This window comes from Thermoactinomyces sp. DSM 45891, assembly GCF_900119485.1.
Taxonomy (GTDB): Bacteria; Bacillota; Bacilli; order Thermoactinomycetales; family Thermoactinomycetaceae; genus Baia.
Map to the genome: position 1 here is coordinate 38,672 of NZ_FPJZ01000009.1, position 22,463 is coordinate 61,134.

The 22,463-nt window shown below is 42.4% G+C and carries 22 protein-coding genes; 3 read left to right on the forward strand and 19 right to left on the reverse strand.

Annotated elements, in window-relative coordinates; genetic code table 11:
* Positions 1–5: 5 nt before the first annotated feature.
* The 13 genes from BT147_RS08945 to BT147_RS09005 form a co-directional block, all read right to left on the reverse strand.
* Positions 6–2,993 carry a phage tail spike protein gene (locus BT147_RS08945; protein ID WP_072333895.1) on the reverse strand — a complete coding sequence of 996 codons (2,988 nt, stop codon included), beginning with the start codon at positions 2,991–2,993 and terminating at the stop codon, positions 6–8.
* Positions 2,994–3,027: 34 nt separating this feature from the next.
* A complete protein-coding gene (locus BT147_RS08950) occupies positions 3,028–4,569 on the reverse strand; it encodes a distal tail protein Dit (protein WP_083426478.1) in 1,542 nt (513 codons plus the stop codon).
* Positions 4,563–7,568, reverse strand: coding sequence for a phage tail tape measure protein (locus tag BT147_RS08955; RefSeq protein ID WP_072333901.1), 3,006 nt, complete (start codon positions 7,566–7,568; stop codon positions 4,563–4,565). Before BT147_RS08955 ends, BT147_RS08950 begins: the two co-directional genes overlap by 7 nt.
* Positions 7,569–7,587: 19 nt before the next feature.
* The gene (locus BT147_RS08960; RefSeq protein ID WP_143187962.1) at positions 7,588–7,791 is read right to left on the reverse strand and encodes a hypothetical protein; all 204 of its coding nucleotides are present in this window, start codon (positions 7,789–7,791) and stop codon (positions 7,588–7,590) included.
* 83 nt (positions 7,792–7,874) lie between these two features.
* Positions 7,875–8,246, reverse strand: a complete 372-nt coding sequence (locus BT147_RS08965; RefSeq protein WP_083426479.1) for a hypothetical protein — start codon at positions 8,244–8,246, stop codon at positions 7,875–7,877.
* A gap of 54 nt (positions 8,247–8,300) precedes the next feature.
* A complete protein-coding gene (locus BT147_RS08970; RefSeq protein WP_072333909.1) occupies positions 8,301–8,828 on the reverse strand; it encodes a hypothetical protein in 528 nt (175 codons plus the stop codon).
* 30 nt (positions 8,829–8,858) lie between these two features.
* Positions 8,859–9,185 (reverse strand): minor capsid protein, encoded by a 327-nt coding sequence (locus tag BT147_RS08975; protein ID WP_143187963.1) that lies wholly within the window; start codon positions 9,183–9,185, stop codon positions 8,859–8,861.
* Positions 9,186–9,232: 47 nt separating this feature from the next.
* Positions 9,233–9,661: an HK97 gp10 family phage protein gene (locus BT147_RS08980; protein ID WP_072333912.1), complete on the reverse strand. Its 429-nt coding sequence runs from the start codon at positions 9,659–9,661 to the stop codon at positions 9,233–9,235.
* Complete coding sequence (locus BT147_RS08985; RefSeq protein ID WP_072333915.1) at positions 9,658–9,978, reverse strand: hypothetical protein; 321 nt, start codon at positions 9,976–9,978, stop codon at positions 9,658–9,660. The genes BT147_RS08980 and BT147_RS08985 overlap by 4 nt, the downstream gene beginning before the upstream one ends.
* The gene (locus BT147_RS08990) at positions 9,978–10,376 is read right to left on the reverse strand and encodes a hypothetical protein (protein ID WP_072333918.1); all 399 of its coding nucleotides are present in this window, start codon (positions 10,374–10,376) and stop codon (positions 9,978–9,980) included. The genes BT147_RS08985 and BT147_RS08990 overlap by 1 nt, the downstream gene beginning before the upstream one ends.
* 167 nt (positions 10,377–10,543) lie before the next feature.
* A complete protein-coding gene (locus BT147_RS08995; RefSeq protein WP_072333921.1) occupies positions 10,544–10,747 on the reverse strand; it encodes a hypothetical protein in 204 nt (67 codons plus the stop codon).
* A gap of 54 nt (positions 10,748–10,801) precedes the next feature.
* Positions 10,802–11,911 carry an SU10 major capsid protein gene (locus tag BT147_RS09000; RefSeq protein ID WP_072333923.1) on the reverse strand — a complete coding sequence of 370 codons (1,110 nt, stop codon included), beginning with the start codon at positions 11,909–11,911 and terminating at the stop codon, positions 10,802–10,804.
* A 56-nt stretch (positions 11,912–11,967) separates the two neighbouring features.
* A complete protein-coding gene (locus BT147_RS09005; protein WP_072333926.1) occupies positions 11,968–12,603 on the reverse strand; it encodes a phage scaffolding protein in 636 nt (211 codons plus the stop codon).
* A 172-nt stretch (positions 12,604–12,775) separates the two neighbouring features.
* On the opposite strand from BT147_RS09005, the gene BT147_RS09010 reads away from it, so the two are divergent.
* On the forward strand, positions 12,776–13,093 hold the full coding sequence (locus BT147_RS09010; protein WP_072333929.1) for a hypothetical protein: 318 nt from the start codon (positions 12,776–12,778) through the stop codon (positions 13,091–13,093).
* Between the two features lie 74 nt (positions 13,094–13,167).
* Entirely contained in the window at positions 13,168–13,689 is a 522-nt protein-coding gene (locus BT147_RS09015; protein ID WP_072333932.1) for a GNAT family N-acetyltransferase, read from the forward strand.
* 56 nt (positions 13,690–13,745) lie between these two features.
* On the opposite strand, the gene BT147_RS09020 is transcribed toward BT147_RS09015, so the two are convergent.
* From BT147_RS09020 to BT147_RS09035, 4 genes are all read right to left on the reverse strand, one after another.
* A complete protein-coding gene (locus tag BT147_RS09020; protein WP_072333934.1) occupies positions 13,746–14,693 on the reverse strand; it encodes a phage minor capsid protein in 948 nt (315 codons plus the stop codon).
* Positions 14,671–16,158 (reverse strand): phage portal protein, encoded by a 1,488-nt coding sequence (locus tag BT147_RS09025; protein ID WP_286119283.1) that lies wholly within the window; start codon positions 16,156–16,158, stop codon positions 14,671–14,673. Before BT147_RS09025 ends, BT147_RS09020 begins: the two co-directional genes overlap by 23 nt.
* 216 nt (positions 16,159–16,374) lie before the next feature.
* The gene (gene terL, locus BT147_RS09030) at positions 16,375–18,132 is read right to left on the reverse strand and encodes a phage terminase large subunit (protein ID WP_072333940.1); all 1,758 of its coding nucleotides are present in this window, start codon (positions 18,130–18,132) and stop codon (positions 16,375–16,377) included.
* A gap of 15 nt (positions 18,133–18,147) precedes the next feature.
* Positions 18,148–18,582, reverse strand: a complete 435-nt coding sequence (locus BT147_RS09035; protein WP_072333942.1) for a phBC6A51 family helix-turn-helix protein — start codon at positions 18,580–18,582, stop codon at positions 18,148–18,150.
* An 88-nt stretch (positions 18,583–18,670) separates the two neighbouring features.
* Here BT147_RS09035 and BT147_RS09040 point away from each other — a divergent pair, with 88 nt between their 5' ends.
* Positions 18,671–19,222: a tyrosine-type recombinase/integrase gene (locus BT147_RS09040; RefSeq protein ID WP_072333945.1), complete on the forward strand. Its 552-nt coding sequence runs from the start codon at positions 18,671–18,673 to the stop codon at positions 19,220–19,222.
* 377 nt (positions 19,223–19,599) lie between these two features.
* Here BT147_RS09040 and BT147_RS09045 read toward each other — a convergent pair whose 3' ends face one another.
* Positions 19,600–21,267: a DNA cytosine methyltransferase gene (locus tag BT147_RS09045; RefSeq protein WP_143187964.1), complete on the reverse strand. Its 1,668-nt coding sequence runs from the start codon at positions 21,265–21,267 to the stop codon at positions 19,600–19,602.
* A 267-nt stretch (positions 21,268–21,534) separates the two neighbouring features.
* Positions 21,535–22,416 carry a DNA-processing protein DprA gene (gene dprA, locus BT147_RS09050; RefSeq protein ID WP_072333951.1) on the reverse strand — a complete coding sequence of 294 codons (882 nt, stop codon included), beginning with the start codon at positions 22,414–22,416 and terminating at the stop codon, positions 21,535–21,537.
* Between the last annotated feature and the right edge of the window lie 47 nt (positions 22,417–22,463).

Genomic DNA, 22,463 nt, shown 5'->3' on the forward strand with positions numbered 1-22,463 from the left:
TCCTCCTATTTCTTGTACTTGATTTCTAGAGTTGCGGAGCCATTGAAAATCATATATGGAGAGCCATCCTTTTCAAATATCGCGATACCTTTTGCATCTCCATCTTTCAAGGACTCTCCCCACGAGGTAGGAAGTGTAACCCACTTGTCGTCTCCCCATTTAAATCCTGTCGGAGATGTTGAACTTGATAGATCAGGTTCTCCTTTCGGTGGACTAGAATAGTTGTGGGTTCGAAAAGTAGGAGTATTAGAAGAAGAGTTTCCGCCCTCGGATCGACGAGATACACGTAACCGAATAGAGGTAATTTCTTTGGAAGAGGAAAGAGTAGATCGGATAGATGCGTCATTGAAGAACCAGAGTCCCATGTGGTTTCCGTAGCCATACGAACCTTGATAAACATAGGAGTTGTCCGATCTCCATCCATACTTTGTACGCCATGATTTTGAAGATGTTGAAGAAAAGGTATCTGTATATTCCTTGACTGTCTGCGGTGGTGGAGTTGGAATTTCAGTACCACCTGCACTCCCACTTGACGGAGCATTTCGGATTTCACCACTGTTTCCTGTTCGAGTAAGAACTTTTCCAACTGGGATAGTCCCGTCTATGGAAACTGTAGCACCAAAAAAAGCTCCTACAGAACAATCGGGACGTTTTTCATCATCAGATTTGTTTGATCCAAGCGAGCCACCGATTGCATCTATGACCACAATTTGAGATGCATACCCTGCCAGAATTGCATACTCTTTAGCTCCCCAAAACTCACATTTATGCAAGAAAACCATAGAGTTGTCGTTCATATGAATTCCATAAATTGCTTCATAATCTGAATACGTTTTTAAGTATTTGAAATATACATACAAGCTTCTAGAAACAAGAACAGGTGTCTTAAATTCACCAGGCTTTCGGTTGACAGTAAGGTTAAATATGTTTACTTCTGATGTACAATTAAGTACTGTTAAAGTCCCCATCAATTCAAAAGATGGTGTAAAGTCCAAACGTATAACTCCTGGGCCAAAGAAGCCATATAGCGAAAGGTCTTCTGTTGTATTTGTTCCAGAAATTTTCAGTTCGACAAAACCTTCATTGTACTTCGGTAAAGCATCGATAACTGTCTGGATCGAACGAAATGGCTTCTCTGGTGTTCCGTTCCCTGTTTCGTCGCTTCCATCAGAGCAATGGATATGGATCGTTCTGTTCTTTTTACTAGCAGAAACTACAGAAGAACTAACGACTTCGCCTGCGATGATTTTTTTTACACCTAAGTCATCCGAATTCGCATCGATAACACGATTCCCTTCACCATTTAGCACAACAATTTTGTGGTCATTAGAAACCTGTATAGATCCCGAAATATTTTCTCCTGGTAACGTGAAAGATGAAGGAAGATCCCCTTCAATGTTTAATCCCTTCGCACTGAGATCAGCAAAATAATAATAATGATCACTATCATTGATTCCATCCCTCTGTCCTGCACCCGTTATCAAAAGACTTCCAGCATCAATCGGATATTGAACGGATTTGTTCTCGAATCTCTTGACCATGCCACCAATCCAACCGCCATCTACGCCGATCCAGTAATCCCCGACATCCGGAACTTGTAGGTCTAGGTCTACTAGATTCTCTCCCTTTTTCAGAAGAACAGATCGACTAGATATTATGGAATTCGTAGCCTCTGCATAAAGAGAAATAGTTCCTAACACATTATCTGAATCACTTATTAGTATCGTAGTGCCTAAATGAATCGGTTCACTCACCCGAAGATGTATACCGTACCCTTTGACATCATTGTGGAAATCACCAGTGTCTTCGGATCGGGGGGTACGTATTCGAAAGTGGGTCCCGATACGTCTCGCAGTTTCGATGATATTCTCTATTGCTTTATTTCGTAAGTTTTGTTGTAGTTCGGATATTTTCGAAGGGATGGATATAAATTGAGGGATATGTTCACCAAGAATACAGGAGTCTTGAGTCGGATCTGTATAGGATCGAATCAGTTCAATGATCCTCGAAGAAAGGTATATTTCGGGGATTATGGCTCGGTCTATGGTATCAAGTCCGTCACCGAGTCTAACAGATTTATGGGCATAACCTGCAACGTGTTCAAGTAGAATAACATCAACCTCATAACTATATAAAGGCTTCTTTCTTCGTTCTAGCTCTTTTAATGCTTGATCTTTCAATGCTCTAGGACTCGTGGCAGTGTCAGATTCAAATACTCCGAAGAGATGTTTCCCTGAATGACTCCAACGATCTCTTGCTTCGTTATCCCCAATCCAATCGATACCATTGTTGACGGGTTGGATTGTCATTCTCTTCCCATCTTTTTCGGGACCAAGTGCGATCAGGGCGGTCACAAGCTCGGACGAGTCTTCAATTCGTCTAAGACCTTGGATGTCTCTTTCGTACTCGAACCGCTTCCCTGTACGTTTTCCACGACGGTCAATGAAGTGTACGTATCGCTTATTAATTCGGTTATTCTTCATCTCAATCGTGAAGTAAAACTCTGCTGAAAACTTTTTCTTGAGTAAATGAAGACCTTGAAGGGCTGTCTCATAGTCTTTAAATTCAATAGTCTCGGCTCCTACAAATGACACTTCCCCCTTCTCCCATTGAGATCCATTGAGTATATAGTCAAGAGCTTGTGAAGCTGTGTATCCTGAAAGTATTCTCGGTCGGATTATATCAGTTAATAATTCACTAGTAGCTGCATTTTCACAATATACCTTTTTGATATACTTTCCTTCACTTTGGTTCTCTTCAACACGTTTTATTTTGAATAGAATGATGTTGTTGTCGAAATCTCTTCTGGCAATAAAGTTCTCGGCCACTAGAAATAGAGAGTTTGGATGAGTGGAATCGGTCTCAAACTCATATGTAGAAAGAACATCATACAGGTTTTCGCGATGACGGTCGTTCCAATATGAAAGGCTTGATTGTCCACCATCCCCGAGTGTAGCTACAATTCGTTCAGTTACGTCTAGTACATAGATCATCGCAATCCCCCTTTACAACGAAAAAAAGACCATATCAGAGATACCGTCCTCGATGATATATTTTCAGTTCACATTTATCTGCTGGTTGATATGCTAGATTATTAACAACGTCTCCTTCTAGAGAGAGATATTGTGATCCCATGTTCAGCTCACTCAACCACACGGTTCCGTTTTTATAGATACTTCCTACTTCACAATCAATAACCACTTCGTCCCCTGCTTCTATGATTTCTGGAACCGCTATGGTTGTAATGGGATTAATCTTCTTTAGGGTTAGTTGAGAACAATACATAGATGGAACAACTTGATAACTACTATGTTGTCCGAAGTGAATCGCAACTCCGGATACTGGTTCATTGTAATCGTCTATATCTGGATTCACCCATCGGAATTCTACACGAGAACTCGCAACCTCAAGACCGAAAAACTTACTCAACCGAATCAGTTGCGCTCTCCATACGGGACCTATTCGTTCGATGGTGATCTTCCCGTAGAAATCCGAGTACTGACCGTACTCTTCCGTTTGAGTTTGGGCAACCGTTTTCGTTCGACCACGGACTTTTTTCTTTACATATGTGGTCTTTTTCTTGTAGGACATGCTACCTACTGTGTTTGCAAAATAGTGACCGTCATCCCTCGTCCCTGCTCTAGCTTCAATCTTCGTGGATTCGCTTCCTACCCATGCATCCATCAGAGCTAGTTTTCCGACAACCCCTCCGTTCGTATCTAATAGATAGAACTCAATCCGTCCCATCTCCATTTGGGACACAGAATAGAAACCTACGATTGCTTCAAGTCGAAAATGTTTCGCGGAGGTTGTAGACATCTTTTGCAATGCAGGACCGTGCCACTCTGATCCCTTTCCATAATCCGAAGCCACGAAAGACCAGTCATCAGGGGTAATAACTCCCCCGACACTACCCTCGTCTATGTTAGTAAAGCTTGTCCATCCCGAGGTTGAAAGCATCTCATCATCAATCAACTTTTCCTCTGGTGGTATCGTTATCTGATCTAGTCCTTCTGGGTTGCCAATATGTATATACTGGTCTTTTGTAGCTAGAGAGAAATAAGTGGAATTCTCTTTGAAATTGGCTACTATGACAGGATAGGTTTTTTCTTTTCCTTCAACTTTCACTTCAACAGGAGACGAGGTAATCACTGGAGATTCAATGAGTGGGCCATAAGAATACGGATCAGGGCAGAGGAATCGTAATGTTGAAAAACCTGTAGTACCTACTGTTTGTAAATCGGTTGATCCTGTTAGATATGCAAAATACGTCTTTGTCGGTTCCACATCAAAAATAAGCTCCTGTTCTTCATCCGAACGTAGCCAAACACCTATCTCACGAAACTTCTCCATCATCTCCGTATCCGTCTTACCCGAGATAGTTATATCAACTTGAAATTCACGCATACCAATCTCTGTACCAAAAAAATAACCGCCAGCCCTAGAGGGGACATTGACGGTTTTCTCGGTAAGAGGTGGCAGTATAGATCTTGAGATGTTGGTCACAAGAATATGAAATTCAGAGCTATGTTTACCTGCAAATTTAAAACCTCGTATACCTATCAGTATTCCCCCCTACTCCTTGATTTTTGGCGAGCGAGTCGGTCTAGTTCTTCACTTATCTTTTTGATGTCAGCTTCCTCACGAACTACCATCGAACCGATCTGAATCACTACACTTCTGACTGATTCAATCGTTGGATTACGTGTTTCTTTGAACTGATCTGCTTTTTCATAACTAAACGTCTGTATCATCCGGAAGAGATTCGCCTGTTGTGCCTGCGTCAGAACCATCTCATTACGAAGCAATCTCACATCTACCTCATCAAATTTTGGCGCGGATGTAATCGAAAAGTTAGGTGATCCGCCTGAGTGGAACTTCGGTAGCTCGTGGACAGTACCACCACTATGTCGCTTGCTATCGGGACTTCCACCGACCCATGACCAGACAACCGATACGAACTTCGTTACTCGGCTTGTCAGATCCGCTAAAAATGACTTCCTATTTTCAACTTGGGCTGTTACAGGTTTGGTCTCGCCTTTTCGAATGTCAGAGATAATCTTTTGAAGAGTGTATCTTGGATCTGTTATATCAACGGGCTTCGTTGCCTGTTTTGATGCATTCATGTGCAAGGCATCAGCAGTTTGCTTCCCAGTACCACCGGGATCGACTGTTACACTTTTTGACGTGGGCTTCCCGAGAATACGGTTTAGATCTTCTGCTGAGACTCCTGCGGCCGCCAGTGCTTGCCTTAGATCTGCTTGACTTGCGATTAGATCCCGAACTTTTTGACGTGCCGCTTCCTGCTTTTCCAACTGAGTTTGAAGAAGGGAGATAGCTTCACGTTCTTTGTCATTGCGAACTCCATCAGCATCAGCAAGTCGAATTGTCTCACTCAAAAGAGATTGAGTTTTGCTGATTGCTTCATCAATCTGCCGAGTTCCTTCGCCACGTTGATATGATATACCGACTTCTGCCATCTCAAGAGCGATCATTTTATCGTACAGAGATTGAGCAGCAGTGACTTGTTTCCAAAGTTCGTCAGTTACATTCTTTTCGGCTTCACGTTTTTGGGCAGCTAGGGCTAGTCGATCATCCGCATTTCCTAATACTGCTTGTTGAGCAGCCAACTGTTCTTCAATTGCCGATATCTCTTCGGAATTTCCACGTTTTCGAGCTTCCGCCAATTCTGCTTCTTTTACTTTTATGGCATCCAGCGCTTCTGTTCTTCGTTGACGCCAGTAATCTGCTTGTTGATTTAACTCTTTCATCCTTGCGACAGACTCACCAAGATCTTTTGCAATGCTTGAGGACTTGGAATCCGCCTTGTCTTTTTGGATCATTAATTCTTGGCGAACTGCTTCCCTTTGTTCCGCATTATATTTCTTCATCTCATCCGTGGTCTTAGCCCATTGATTACCAAGAGACGAAACAGCCGTTTCAGTAGATGGGATCTTTGATAACAAGTCACTATTCAATTTGATAAGCTCATTAAACTCTTCATTAGTGAGTCCGGATTTCTTCCTTAGACCATCCATCTCTTCTTGCAAGGCTTTAATTACTTGCGAGTCGGTTTCAGCATTTAACTGTGCCTGTATGTCAAGGAATCGAAGCATCTCATCATTAGACAGCTTATTCTTTGTCCGAAGTGCATCGAAACGGTCGATCTGGGTCTTAGTTGAGTCTGCTACTTTCTGGAGAGATTCAGCACGGGTTAAATCTACCTTCGCCGCTTCTTCCATAGCATCGGAAGCTCCCCACACGGCTCCTGCAAGCGCTCCTAATCCTAGTAACAACCAACCCTGCGGACCCATTGCTAGTTGCATAGCTCTTACTCCAGTACCAACTAGTCGAAAGGCTGATGCTAAGGTTGTAAGTGCAACTGCTCCTGCGGCAACTTTCAAACCGAATTCAATCATGGCCGGATTCAATTCTCCAATCCAATTCAAGAGATCCGTTCCAGCACTCAAAAGCTTCCGGATTTCTGGAAGGAACTGAGTTCCTAATTTAATTCCGACAGCTTCCAAAGCCGATAGAAATTGATCCCATGCACCAACCGTCGTGTCCTTCACTGTCTTCGAGAAAGCGGCTGCTGCTCCATTTGCATTTTCGAGTCTATTCGAAAAGTCGTCGATTGCCTTCCCTCCAGCTTTCATAAGGGAAGTAATGGCTGTAGCTGACTCGGTACCGAAGATTGTTGCGATCTTATCGAGTTTTTGAGAATCGGTTAGATGCTTCATCCGATCATTAAGGTGATCTATAATCTCCGGTAAGGGTTTCATCTTCCCCTGTGCATCCGTAAACTGTAGCCCTAATTCTGCCATGACTTTTTTTACTTCTCGGGTTGGTGAAGCAAGACGGATCAAAGCCATTCGCATAGCTGTCCCTGCCATGCTCCCTTTGATTCCGTTGTTGCTGAGTAAGGCAATCGCGGCGGCGACATCTTCAAAATCCATCTTGACCGAACTAGCCACGGGACCCACATATTTCATTGCTTCGGCTAAATCCGGCAACTCTGTGTTTGCATCATTCATGGCCTGAACCAGAACATCGACTGCTTTTCCCGAATCCTTAGCTGTGAACCCAAAACCTGACATGATCGAAGTCAAGTAGTCAGCGGATGTGGCTAGATCAAGTTGCGAAGCTCCAGCAAGATTAAGTAAAGCAGGCATTGTTCCTATAATCTCGTTGGTCTTAAATCCAGCACTTGCAAGTAGGCTCATACCTTGTGCCGCCTGCGAAGCACTAAAACTTGTTGTAGCCCCTAGTCGTTGAGCTTCGGCAGTTAGTGAAGCAAATTCCTCTTCTGTTGCTCCAGAGATCGCCTTGACCCTAGCCATCTCTTGCTCAAATCGTGCAGCAACAACAACGGAAGCTCCGACAATACCTATGATTCCTGCACCAACAGCAAGCATTGATTCTTGTACCATATGCCCTGATTTTCGAACATTCATAGCATCACGAGACAGACCTGACATGTCTTGGCGAGCCTGTGCCATCCCCCGACGAAACTGGGAGTTTTCCAGAATCAGACGAGCCCGAACCGTACCAGCATTAAAACCACTCATTTGATCCCCTCCCTTTTCATCAGATCATTTCTCGAAGCTGTTCAAACCGATCACGGTCAAACTTCTGTTTTTCCTGCATTCCAGCTTCTGTGGATAAGCTGTGGACGAATTTCTTAAAGTCTTGTTCTTCCATCTGTTTAGAGTGAATTATTGTAAGTAAATTTAGTCGACTTCGAGCTTCCTTCTTCCGTTTCTGTTTCATCAGATCGAAAAGATCGACCATATAGTATTCTTCTTCGAGAACCTTTTGAGAAACACCAAGTTCGACTGAAAGGTTTATAAGCATTTGATCAATAGTTAAGCCCTCTACTCGTTCGAATCTTTCGGAATCGGTAGAAGGCTTTTGATGTTTTTTGCTGTTGAAACAAGGTTGTTCTTCTCAACCATCCTTCGGAAGTATTCAATAATCTCGTCTAGTCCAACATGATCCTCTAGATATGTCTTTTCAATACCTGTCAGCTTCGAAGTAACCTCGATAACTTCATCCATCCCAAACTCTAAGGCCGAGAGGAAATAGGTCACAAACTGATCGGGTGGTACTTGAACAAGTTTGATAATTATGTTGGGAAGAATGTCTACAACACCAAAAAGTTCACGCCACTTCTTCGGTGTGATCTTTTCGATTCGAACTCGCCTATCTCCGAGCTTCAATTCATTCTCTCGTTTGATCGAAAACATATAGATCCCCTCTCAAAGTTTGTGGGGTTCACTCCTCAAATTTGAGGAGTCAGATTATGCTCCATTCGACACACTGGAGTCGCCCATAATAAACAATAGACCTTCTGAGTCTGGATATGCTTGGAAGGTGATTTTTGCAATCCGTTCATTATCGTTATCATAGGTATATTCAATATCCGCGGTAGGTCCTGCCAGTGGGATCGTAATGTAGTCGTTCGGTGTCGTCCCAGGTGCGGTTGGTTTGATAATCAACTGGTCAGCAATTGACAACATATCGAAACCCGAATTCGCTTTTACGTTTAGTCGAAGTTTTCCATCCGACTGAGTGAAAGCTGAGTTCGGCATGACCTTTGAAATCTTCTCTAAGTCTTGAATAACAAAAGGAACCGTTACCGTGGCATTTCGTCCTTTCATAATCGTTTTCACTGGGGTTTCTCCATACTGATCGACTTTGATCTCTTGGATAGATGTGGACATCTGAAATTGAATTCCGCCCTTGGTAACGTCAAATACGGTAGTATTTGTCTTTCCGAACTCGACAATTGCAGGGCCAATCGACACGTTAATCGTTGTATTAGCCATTTTTAACCTCCCTTGAAATAGAAAAGGAGCCTATGGACGAACCACCATTCCGAAGTTCAAAGAGAAGATCGGACGGTTCGCTTCATCGGTTCCTAAAAAAATAGGAGAACTACTTTCTGACCGTATTACTACGACAGAAGAGTCTCCTATGGTCTGATTTGTTTTGTTTGATAGTACTTTATATAGTTGATAAGCTCTATCTTCTGTTTCTTTTAATGCATTTGGCTTCCCTCGAATCAACAACTGGAAACTTGGATATTGGACTCTTGTGTATTGGTCTTCGGGCATCCCTGAATGAATGGATACTACACAACATTCATCTTCACTAGTCGTCGGAAAGAGGAATGGATAGTACACGAAGTTCGCAAACGATTTAAGATATCTAATTAGATCTTGTATTCGAATTAACCATCCACTCCCTTCTCTAGTGCTTCTTGAAACCACTTTACATACTTAGGAGACTCACCCTGTAGTGGACGAGTTAAATATTTTCTTCCTACAACATAACCATCCGTTCCGGGAGATGCCTGAGACCGTGGACCAAGCCCAGTCATATACTCGTGCGTCCAGATTGCATAATCGAATCTCCCATAATTCGGAGATTGTTCTACAGCTTGATAGGACACTTCGCCTTGAATTCCATCTGCCGATTGCTTCACTTGTCGATCAGATGATTTTCTAAGAATTCCTTTGTCGATAGGTGCGATACTGGATGAGATTCGAACTAGATCGTCTACAGCATCGTTCATAGCATCAATCAGTTCTTCAAGTACTTGCTCGTCAATCTTTCTCATCTTTAACTGAAACTCATGATCGTCTACTTCCAACTTCATAGAAATACCTCCGTCAGTACGGGCTTACCTACATAGTCTCTTTTCACATTTACTCTTTTAGGAGCACGTTTGATAGTGATTCCTATCTCGTTGGTGTATTCGATCTCATCGTCATATCGAATATCTGCAAGTTTGTCGAGTAAAACCTTTAGGCTACTGACAACCACTTTTCCACCTGTATCCTCAACTACAAATGAACCTTCATCCGCCCGACACCTAATCGAAAATGGTTCAATAGGGATCGGATTACCCCACTCGTCCAGCTTTCCACTTGATCGGCTGACTTTAATGATCTGACGTAAAGGTATAATCGCCATTACATGACCACCACTTTTACATTACGTGAGCCTAGTTCGATTCCATTCGCTTCTCCGACAAGGCTTCTAACTTCTTGAGTAATGAAATCCTCTAGGGACAAGCCTGCTGCATTTCTCACGTTGTTTTCCTTAAAAGTAAAACTACCAACACCTGTAATAGCAAAGCCTGCGACTCCTTGATTTTGGAGCTTGTTCGTATCATTAAACACAGTGGCGAGAGTAGAAGCAAGTTCAAAGATGGCCGGATCTGGAATCTGATACCTCGGGTATTTTCGTGTGAGTGTTCGATGTGACACGTTTAGGATTCGTTGCTTTTTCTCTGGTTCTGCTTCGACCCAGTCAGTGTTGTCGATCACGTTCGTAGAGATGTACTGATCCGCTTCTTGAATTGTAGCCACTACAGTCTCACCTCTGTTTAATAGATTAAAAAAATCTTGCAATAAAATTGAAATACCCTTATGATTCTTATAATAAGTTAATCACCTAATAGGAATTGGACGTTTCTATTAGAATAAAAAACGAGTGTCTAGTAAATCTAGTGCTCGTTTTTTATATTTATAAAGTCCTACTTAGTGGAGCTTTTTCGTCGTGTCCGAGTAGCCGATGTCTCCCCCTCAGATTCTCTATCTACTCGGGTTACATGTGCCAAACTTGATAGTGCTTGAATCTCATCTTTATTCTTCGTAACATACCTACCTCTTGAAAAGTACCGAGGTTCATCTCCTACAAAAAACGTTAGTTCGGAATACATACTCTCAAACTCTGCCATAAAACTCTCCTTTCCAATAAAAAAGATGAGGTAACAAAAAGTTACCCCACCTCACTATTTCAATCCTACGATACGTGAATGAGCTTTCTCTTGGAAAAACTCTAGAGTATACTCTCCTACAAGCATTCCTGCAAGACGGTCCCCCACTTTGCCTAACAATTCATGCGCAAACTCACGGCCCTGTAGTGGTCTGATTTTGATCCGGTTGGCATCGAGTACCATAAGCTCATCCGGTGCAAGGTTGTTGTTCAAAACAATTTCAGCAGCACCGAAATCAGAAATCCAATGATCGACTACTTGACCACGAGTGTTCTCTTGACGAGTAAGACGAATCTTATCTCGGTCAAAGTTAGAGAGACCTGTTTTCTGTCTAGCACCGACCATGATTACATATCGACCGCCAGATTCCATACCACCAGATTCGTAGATCTTTCGGAACGACTCAGTTAACACGGAATCATAGGTAATAGTACCTGTACCAACTGTCGAACCGTCGACGATGTTAGTCTCAACAAACGAACGAATACCCCGCATAAGACGTTTCGTACCGTTCTCATATTTCAAGCCGTTGATAATCGCTTTCTCTAAATGTAGAGCCAACTCTAACAACTTCTTTTGCTTTTCGGACTCATACAGGTTGTCGATCCCATACTGATTGATCGCTAGTGTCGTACCCGTGATTTCTACGGTGTCATCGAAGATCTGTGTGATATTGGACACACGTTTTCTCGGCTTATAGCGAGCTTGACGTGCATCGCGGCCCTCGTCACCTTCCACGAACATGACTTCTATTTTTGAACCGTCTGTGATCGCAATAGCGGCTGTTCCTGCATAGCTACGAACGACTGAAATAGTCTTATTTGCTACGTCGACAGATGTAACAAGCATCAACTCTTGACCAACCTTGACTACGTGACCAGTACGAAAAGGTTCAACGTCTACTACAACAATCGAAGTATCTTCGGCTGTCCGCGCACCCATTACTGTAGATTCGTCTCCAAAAAGTTCGTCTTCAAACCAGTTATGCTCAACGTTTCCAATAGGGGAGGCGAATCCTACTAAATTTAGCATTGGTGTCTGATGAGGATTCAACAAAAGAAGCTCATCAACCACCGATTCTCTTTTACCGATCAGATCGGTAGAAAAAACTTTACCAAATGACATTTACATGATCATTCCTTTCAAATTTGGTCAAACAAAAAAGACCTCTATGGTCTCCACTATCTTCCTAACTCTCGTTTTAAGGTTGCATAAGCAACACGGTCTTCTAGGCGGCCTGAACTCCTTGCTGTTTCAAAGGCTGCCTTCAAAAGATCTTCATTCGTTTTTTTATCATGTTTGTCTAGCTCATGATTTGATGGTCCTCCGATCGGTTTTTGTTTTGGTTTCGAAGCCATGAGGAACGGCTTTTCTTCAACTAACTTACTAACGATTTCATCAATCCCTCGAATTTCATCTCCCTCTACACTTACAGAAGAAAGATCTGCTAAAAGATAGGCATCTGTAACAAACTCAATCCCTGCTTGATGGGCTTTCTCTCGGAAAGTCATTTGAACTCGCTGCTTTCGAGCCTGCTCCTGAATTGATTCAAGTTCTTTTTGCAGAGAAGAAACCACTTCATCTTTTTCACCTAGATTTTTCTTCAACCGATCTAGTTCGGTCATTTCCGCTTCTTCCTGCATCTTTCTTTCGTCAATAAGCTTTTCAAGTTGAGATTTGAGATCATTATAATCGGAATATTTTTCTTTAACTTTGTTTACTCTGTTACGAACAATCTCGTTGACTTCATCCTCCCTCAGAGTTTTAATTTTCTTCTCTGACTGTACGTCTGATTCCTGAATTTCGTTTTGATCCATATAAACAATTCTCCTTTTACCGTCAGTTGACGTTATGTCCTCATGTGTTAGATGCCCATGAGTAGGCAATAAAAAATCGCTAGAAATTCCAAGACTCTAGCGATTATAATTATCTGTGTTATGCATAAATAGTGACGTAACTAACCCATCATCCATAAGCGAGGAATACACTTTGAGCAAAAAAAATCGAGCTATCTTTCAAATCTCATCGATCTTTCTGTTGATTCCTACCATCATGATTACAGGTAATACATTATTGAAGGACTATCCTCCACACGACCGACCCGATTGGGTCTGGATATTATTCATCCTTCTCCTAGCAATTACAAGCTTGGTCTGCTTGGACACCTACTTAGTTGCAAGACGTGATCCTGTTGCCAAGAAGATGTCTTCTACAACCTTTAGTTTGCTTATGTCCTTTGGCTTCGCAGTAGCTACTTTCGTAATGCTCTATCAATGGCAGGTAGTCTATTCAAGTGGAAATTATTAAAAAAACTACTAGTGGAACGGCTCCCATCCTATTAAGGAAACAACATGATAAAAAGAGAAAGGAGGACTATTTTTATGAATATTCACATAAGAGGTTCGGATGCGCAAGACTTAGATGCCCTTTATCATACGGAAATCTCAGCAACAACTTTATATCATCAATCAGGATTTGATATGAAGGATGTTACAGCTCGGACATTGCAAGATCTAGAACAGTTACTCAAGGAAACTACGGTTCTTGTTGCTGAAAACGATGAAGGCAATGTCATGGGATATATCAGCTATTTTCAAAATGGACCTTATCTTCATCTTGAAGAAGTAGGGGTATCCACTCTTTATCAGAGAAAGGGGGTTGGTCAAACCCTTCTCTCCACTTACATTGAATCAGGTAATAAAAATGGTATTCTGGGGTACACACTTACGACATTTAAGAATGCATTTTGGTCGATTGAATTATATAAGAAATTAGGTTTTGAAGAGTTGGGGTATATGAATGATGATTTTGATACTGATGTATTGAAAGAAATCATCCAACGTGATATACAAGCAGGCTTAGATATGAATCAACGTGTATTGATGATCAAACTTAAAAAATAAACGAGTTAATAAAAGGTGATTATCACAGCATTCGTTCTCTTATTGAGCGGATGCTTTTATTCATCTATAATCGGATTCCGTTTCCCTGAATCAACTGCTATCACCCCTCGCTTACTCTGTTTCTCCGCAATTTGTCGTACACCTTCGGATAATCGTTCGATCTTCGAAAAGGTGGTAAAGTGATGAACACAGCGGGGATGGAAGATCTGATTAGATGCTTTCAAATCTTCATATGTGGGGTAATCTCCAGGAGCTTCGGGGGTTAATTTGATGATCCTTCCGATATGGAATCTACATGCATCTTTCGCAGGACCACCAGAAATAATGCCATAGTAAGCTTCTCTAGCCATAGCTTCATTGGTCTTTGCTATCCGATACATCTCGGAATACTTCGTCCTAGTCAGCATATCAACGTAGTCTTCGGGCTTCCATCGACGACCACCAGCATCTATGATTCCTGTTTTAACTGAGTCCGATAACTCTTTTCGTAATCGTTGTAAGATCATCCGACTCTGTGTATCTTGACCGTTGATGCCTCGTGCCATGTTATTTCTCATGACTTCTCCTGAAACTTTACGCATGGTGTTCCTGACTCGTTGTCTGACGTTCCTTGAGACTTCCAGTACGTCTGTAGAGGTATCTGAAACAAATAGATCAACCATACTCTTATTCGTTCTGTTAAAGGTAGCGACTCGCAATGCTTCCTTAAACGAACTAGAAGCTCCTAACTCAACTAATACAGATGCCACACCTTGTCGGGCTACTGCTGGTATGGTAGTAGAAACCCAATTTATAACAAACTGATCAAGATCATTTAGGATCTCTTCTATTTTTTTCATAGCCGCAATTAAACTGGATCGCTGAAAATCAATCAAATCGACACGATGCAGTTCCAGTTTTATATTCCAATAGGCCCTTTTATATACACCCATCAAACGTTCCACATCACGATCAAAGTTAGGTTCGGGAACTTGTCGTCCTTCAATCGTCAGATACTTTGCCATCTACCTCTGACCCCCTATCGTCTGTAACATGCGAGGTCTCTTCATTAAACACAGTCGATTGAACAGTGAGAGCTTCTTCCTCTTCGTCTTTAATCCTGGAGATTATTTCTTCTGCTGCGGAATCATCTATACTATCCAATTGCTTGATAGCTGAAAGAACATCAATAGTAGCCTTAGCACCTGTACGAATTTGCATGACCTCAGCCATCTCTTTCTCATCTTTCGGAAGCCCATCATTCCAACGTATTTTTGGCAGTGTTGCTTCGACCGACTGAAATCCGCCCATCTCGACATTCCCTCGATTAGCTAATTGCAAAGCATCTCGTAAGGCAGATCGGAAAGCATAATCTACATGGTCTCGTATCCGTTGCACCTTCGATAGAATCGGCATGAATCTAGCTTTGATACTAGATTGATCTGTATGACTTGTCCCTGTCCCCCCTGTATGGCTTACAGTTTGTCCAAAAAGCCACTGAGGTGTCTCAGCTACTTGATAGATCATTGAAAGAAGTAATTCAAGTTCTCGGAAAGCACCTTCAAGCTGACTATTCCACACCATGTAGGCTGGAGGTATCTCATCTTTCCTTACAGGTATATAGATGCCACCAGAAGACATTTCTTTTGAATCGGCTAGATCAGGACCATACATGTTCGGATCGGAATGCTTATATAGGATGTAGTCAATCTGGACAAGTCTATCGTTCACCCCTGCAACGAGATCTTCGATCATCTCAACAGTTCCACGACCTTCCCAGTTTTCATCAGTAGTTTGATGTGGAACATGGTAGATGAGGATATGGGGGATACTTGTCTCAACAAGATCTTCTTCTCTACCCGTTGGAATCTTCTCTTCAATCGTATAGGTAGTGATACCAATACCGTATTGAGTCGAATATCCTTCGGGTCCGTTCGAAGATAACCTGAACCGACTATACTCAATGAAACCGGGTATATGTCGTTCCACATTCAGGATCGGTATCTCTGTTTTCCCCTTCGAAATCCATTCGATATAGGCGATATTTACGGCTTTGAATCGCTTTCGGCTTCCTCTTGCCAATTCTGGAAAGACTGTACTTGGGTCTTGGGCTGAGATTATAGGCTCCATTTTGATCGAACTAGGAACGTAGGGAAGTTCGGAAACATCATCTCTATAGTCAAAATAAGCCTTGATAAAAGAATCACCACGATATCCAGAACCAGCAGTAATCTCTCGACCAAGTAAGTTTAGTCGGTTTCGTTCTACAATTGAATTCAATATCTCTTGCTCATTAGAATTGGAATCCTTACTAACTTCGTAGATCGGTGGATTACCAAACATGAGGTCGCTAGGTTTCGAAGTTAGAATACCGAGCATGTTACAGGCCATATACAACGTGTTTAATTGTTGCTTTTTCAAGTGGTTCTGATATATAGAAGAAGCTCGATCTAAAACTTCCCAGTGCTTTCCTTCGAACAGCTTTCGCATCCTCTTGTATTTGGCAAGCCGTTCGAGGTGGTCTTCCGGAGGGAACATCTTCCCGACTTCGAAAAGGCGACTTGAAGCGGATGTATGGTCAAATTCGTAATTCGGTTCGTCAAATAGTGGTATGTTTTATTCCCTCCTTCGCTCCTCAAATTTGAGGTATGTACTTTCAAATTCTCTTCTCAATACTATAGATGACTACTAGCCGTTTTTTTGTACTCACAACCAATATGGCTTTAAGACGACCTTCTTCCTCTCTCGTGCTACATTCTCCACAGCTAATTGCAGGGCATCAATGGAATCCACATAGTCCCCTTGAGGATACATTTCCATTTGTTCGATCAGAGTTCGGTGGTTGTCGTTGAGTACTAGAGTTCGATTCGAACAGTACGGCTCAAGTGATTCGATCCTTTGTTCCTTTGAAGACTTATGCGACTTAACATCTTGAATACGAGTAGAATACAAGCCTTCAACCCTAGACCTCTCCATCAATTGCCTATAGAATTCGTGCTGTGCATTGATTGTCTCAACCGAGATAACATGATGATTGAACTGCCGTATCTTCTGAATAATCGTCTCCATGAAGGCATGGGGTTGCTCCTTGGAACTGTATTCATCTAAGACAAATATGTAACCCGAAGATTCATGTCTTCCTACAGTAAGAAAGGCATTGTAACAGCCCCTTGAGCTTTTCCCCATAGCGATATCCCACGCTCCAGAGATAGTCATGTCATTCAGTCGATATTCTACACCTTCAAACATCACTACTCGCTCACCAAACTCGTTCGTTTTATATCGATAATAGGCAAACTGATCCGGTTTAAAAAACTGCTCATCCTCTGAAAAGGCTCTATTCCGATACTCCGAGTTGAAGGATCGAGTTCCCATGTTTGCCTTTGCATGCATCAAATCCCTATAGTCCCATCGCCATCCCCATGCGGTTTCGACCCCTGATTCTAGTTGCTTGTGATGCTGATTGTAGAATTCGTCTACTTCTTCCATTTCTTCCGACCGTTTATACACTTGAAGGTATTCGTCCCATAGATCAGGGAAGTCAGGTTCTCGTTTAATGGCATCATGAAATGACTTCTTGAAGTCCTTCCGCTTCAACGTGTGGGACAATAACCCAGTCGAAGTGACCATAGTTCCAACAAGAACGAATGCTGTAGACTTTGAACCAATAGGCATAACAACAGAGTTAAACCATTCAACTAGCTTCTCACGGGCTTCTTTCGTGCCTTCGTTATTGATGGAAGAAGGATCGTCGATCAATACTAGGGATGGACGGTGCGCACCATGCCTTTTACCACGAAGCTGTTTCCCTGCGGAAGATGCTTCTACCAAGCAATTAGTTGATGTAATAAAAGCTTCTTCGTTATCTTTTTCATTCTTCGTATTTGCCACGTTTAGTAACTCTCCAAAATCTTGACGTAGCTTCTCGTTGAACTTCAACTGCTTATTACTCCATGATACGAGTTTCTTCGAGAGAGAATCGGTTTCAGAAATGATGAGTATGTAGGGGCGCTTTCTGTAGACAATCTGATGTAGGGGGAAACAGTTCGTGAACATCCCCGACTTTGAATGTCCACGGGGTGCAGCAATAGCTAAACGAGCGGACGGATCAGTATGATCAACATAATCACAGAGGTCGAAAAACTCTCGATGGATAGGGGCTAATTCTTCAAGTGGTTGGTGTGAAGTACCGTCATCACTGTTTCGAATGATGTTATCTTCGTTAAGTGGGTTGTCCTGGTCTGATAGATATTCGTAAGCAAAGTAGGCTGTGTCGTACTCGGCTCGGTGAATCCGTGTAAGCCTTTCAAGCTCCTGTTTGTCATCCAACATCATGTCGACATGATGATCGGTAGCTTGTCCATTTTGGTAGATGTCACGTAGCTTTCTAAGTCGATCCGTAACGAGTTGAATTCGCTCTTCTCGCTCTTGTCTATTTAGCCACTCACCGTTTATATATGTCACTCAAATCCCCCCTCTCTACTTAGGTTCAGTCTTCTTTTCTTCTAACATCGAATCGAGTTCTTCTAATTCCTTCTGAATCGCTTCATTACTACGTTTTTCGCTACTTCCATGATCTTCTGTCACTTGCTTATCTGTCAGAAGAGCAAACCTTCTCATAAAGATATCGATACCTTTAATGGACGGCTGTGAACCCATGATAGTTCGTAATAATTGCTTGTATACAAGGGGGCGCATCGATGAAAGTATATCATCTGCTAAGAGGTTCTTATATTCGATAAAGGCTCGATTTTGTGTTCTCCACTTGTAGAGACCCATTCGGGTTATACCGACTTCTTCGGCTATCTCTTCATAGGTCTTCTTGTTTTCCGTTTCAAGTTCGTTTTCAACGAGAAGAATGGCTGCTCTCCGTTGTTGGGCGGTTAGTTTCGCTTCTAGTTGTTTTCTGTTCATTTTCGTCCTCCTTTCCGAGAGTTATGGTTGACGCTGGAATTCTCACTCGATACTATATACACAACAAATCGCAGTAGGAGTAGATTACATGGCTCGTGTTGAAGCATTTAAGACTAAAAAGGATCTTGAGAAAATGAAAAAAGAACTTGAGAAGGTTGATCCCAAGTTCCGTTTGCTATTCGTGTTTGGATTGAATTCAGCTCTGCGAATTTCAGATATAGTAGGATTAAAAGTCAAGGATGTTATGAAGAACGGACAGCCTAGAAAGAGAGTCAGTCTTCGAGAAGAAAAGACAGATAAAATTAAAGAATTCCCATTAAACAAAAGCATCATTCGTGAGCTAAAGTACTTCAAAAATGTAGATCCAGAAGAATATCTCTTCCCTTCTCAAAAAGGCGGACATTTCTGTACACGATATGCTTCTCGTACTATCAAGAAAGTGGCAAAGCAAATTGGAATCGAAGGAAACTTTGGAAGTCATAGTATGAGAAAGAGCTTCGGATATACGCAACTCAAGAATGGCACACCGTTAGCAATTATTATGCAGTTATTAAATCATTCATCAGAAAAAGATACCTTGAGGTATGTGGGTATCACACAAGAAGTTTTAGATGATGCATATTTAAAAGTCCAATTATAAGTAAGCAATAAAATAAAACTACCTGCCCGGGCGGCCGTTCCGGGAACTCTGGTAACTACCAAACTGGTAGCGCGTGGAGTACCTTTCCCACCTCAAGTAGTTTATAAAAATAAAAATAGGGATGTCCTTTCGAAAAGAAATCCCTGTTGAAGTATCTTTCAACATCCCTATTCTCTTTGAGACATGGTTTCGAGGGATTCGACGTGGTTTGATTCCCTCCCTCGTACTGAGGACGTACCACCTTCTCCGACTCTACTCACAACCACGCAAGCTATTCGGTCTCTCGGCCGTCTCGACGCCCCGTCCCGTATAGGGAACTATAGACTTACATTATACCCCATATAAAACAGATAAAACCACAAATATAAAATCCAAGTCTATGCTACCTTTTTCACTTCTTCTATAGCTCCTAACTGCTCCGCTAAAGCTCTTCCTAGATACCAAGCTACCTTTGAGGCTACACCGTTCCCTACGATCTTATATTGAGCCGACAAACTCAACTCTTCGGGTATTACATACCAGTCAGGAACCGATTGAATCCGAAGACACTCCCTAACGGTAAAACGTCGTGGGGATTGTGTAGGATGTATCGGTTGACCTACATTCTGATGTGCCGTAATCGTAACACTTCGATCATCCATAGGTGCTTGGCGATTAGCTGAATTAAACTTGTAGGAATCTCTCTTAGGAAAGTAATAGGATTTTTCATTATGGTTGGATGGAGGATCGGAAGGTTCGTCGGGATGGACGAATTTGGGGCCTTGTGCGGAGATCGTATTCGAAGGATTCTTCCAGTCCATCTTGAGGTTGTTGTTCTTGTATGAAGGGGAGTACTTACGACCATCGTATTGGTCGTGGTTCTGTATATCAATGGTCTGACAATTGTACTGGGTCGTAATAGAAGGGCTAGGCTTGTCCATTGAAGCTTTATGTTGGGCTTTTTTTACGTTGGATGGTTTAAGGAGGTTGTGGTTCAGAGGGGTTGGTTCGGGGGTTAAATCGAGGATGTCGTCTCCTTTGGTGCGGACTGTTTTCGCAGGGGAATCGATAGAAGTGTTATAACCTATATTGTAGTCCTTGGCATGTTTGTACACAGCCTTAGTAAGTGGATTAGGTAGGTTGTTCGGATCTGGGAGATCGCCTATCACATCTCGAAGAACTTGGGTTCGATAGTCTTTCGGATCAGGTTCGGGAAACTTGAAGGTGAATCCGAGATCCTTTCGAATTCCCACGATGAATACTCGCTCTCTCTTTTGGGCTACTCCATAATCCCAACTATTGATTAGCTCCCATGATACGTTGTAGCCAATGTCATCGAATTTCTCCATGAGGGCATCAAAAGTTCGGATGTGTTTCTTCGAAATAAGTCCTTTTACATTTTCGAAGATAAAGGCTTTCGGTTGTTTTCGTTGGATGATGTCTAGGTACGTGTAGACGAGCTTTCCACGATCTCCGTCTTCTCCTAGCCCCTTCCCTGCCATTGAGAAGTCTTGACATGGTGGGCCACCTGCAATGATGTCTGTATCGGGTATTTCATCAGGATCAATCTCCGTAATGTCTCCACATACGATATGATCTCCGAGGTTATGAGCATAGGATTGACTAGCTCGCTTGTCAAAGTCGTTAGCCCAGATAATAGAAAAGCCGGACTCTTTTAGTCCGACCGCCATAAGTCCGCCACCAGCGAATAACTCGGCTACTGTATAGCCGTTCTGTGGTAGCGTAGGGGTTACGTTATAGTTCATATAAGCCCTCTCTTCTATGTTGTTGTCGTTATATCCGTAACTCGGATGTAATTGGCATGATAGCTTTTGAAGTGGTGCAGCGGTGATTGTTAAGGCTGGTTCGTTCCAATCTTTTCGACGTAGACCGTTGGTATTGCCACCTGATGGGACTTTACCGTTCCAGTAGATGGACTGGTCTTCGTGTGATAGGTTCGTCCAGTTGCCACCTGGTGGGATTTTAAGGGCGAATGGACGTTCATCTTTTCGGATTCTGTGACCGTAATGATTATGTACTATTTGATCACCTTCTTCTTGAAACAAAAAAGAGCCCAGTAAGATTACGGTCTGAATGCCGTACTTACTGAACTCCGTATTTATCTACTCATACATATTAACTACTAATGCATGTAAATGTGTATGCGCTATGTAAACTTTTCATTGAATATAACGAGATGGTTTTTATCTCGTAATTACTTATCTCGTTATACGTAGTTCTCGTTAAATACTAGTTCTTGTTAGTGTAAGGTACAACGGTGTCGGGTCTACCTGACATAGCTCCACTTGACATAGCCATAAACATCGGTGAGATTAACTTGTACCTATTAGGAACCTGCTCACTGGTGCAAGTTCTCTTAGCAAGGTTTTCACATAAGTTTGCCCCTTTTGAAATTTGTTCCCTTTTGGAACCTGCTCACTTGTGGCCAGCCCTGGAACCGCAAACACTTCTCGTCCTTGCTCCATACTACATTCGGCTGTGATCAAAGATCCACTACGTTCTGCAGCTTCTACCACAACCGTCCCCAAACTTAACCCACTAATAATCCGGTTTCGTTGAGGGAATAGTCCCGGGTTTCCTCCTGTCCCTGGCGGTGATTCTGATATGACTAAACCTTTTTGGACTAACCTTTCATATAGACGAACATGATTTTTGGGATATACCACATCAATTCCTGTTCCAAGCACCGCGATCGTCTTTCCCCCAGACTCTAGGACCGCATGATGAGCATCCCCATCAATTCCTGTGGCCATTCCACTTACTACTGTTAAGCCAGCTTGTACAAACTGCTCAGCTAAGAGCTTTGTGATTTTTCGTCCATAAGGAGTCGGCTTCCGTGTCCCGACCATCGCAAAACAAGCCTCATTTAACAACTGACGATCACCCCGTAGATACAAAGCCCAAGGAGGTTGCGGAATCTCACGTAAGAGTTCAGGATAGTCAGCATCGTATATAGTCATAACCTCAATTCGTTTCATTTGCAGTTCTGCTATCACTCGCCTACTCCACTCTTGATTCCACGTTTGCTTAATCCGTTGATATGTAGCAGCCGGCACCCGCTGATCTTTTATCATGTCCAAATACAGTATCACATCTTGATCGGGCGTCCAACCCGCGCGAACTAGTTTATCAATCAGGTGCCATCCTGCTCCCGTAATTCGGTGTAGACCAATTAACCCACTAACTTCCCTCATTTTTACACATTCCCTTCATCCATTTCTAACAAAAAAAGAAGACCTAG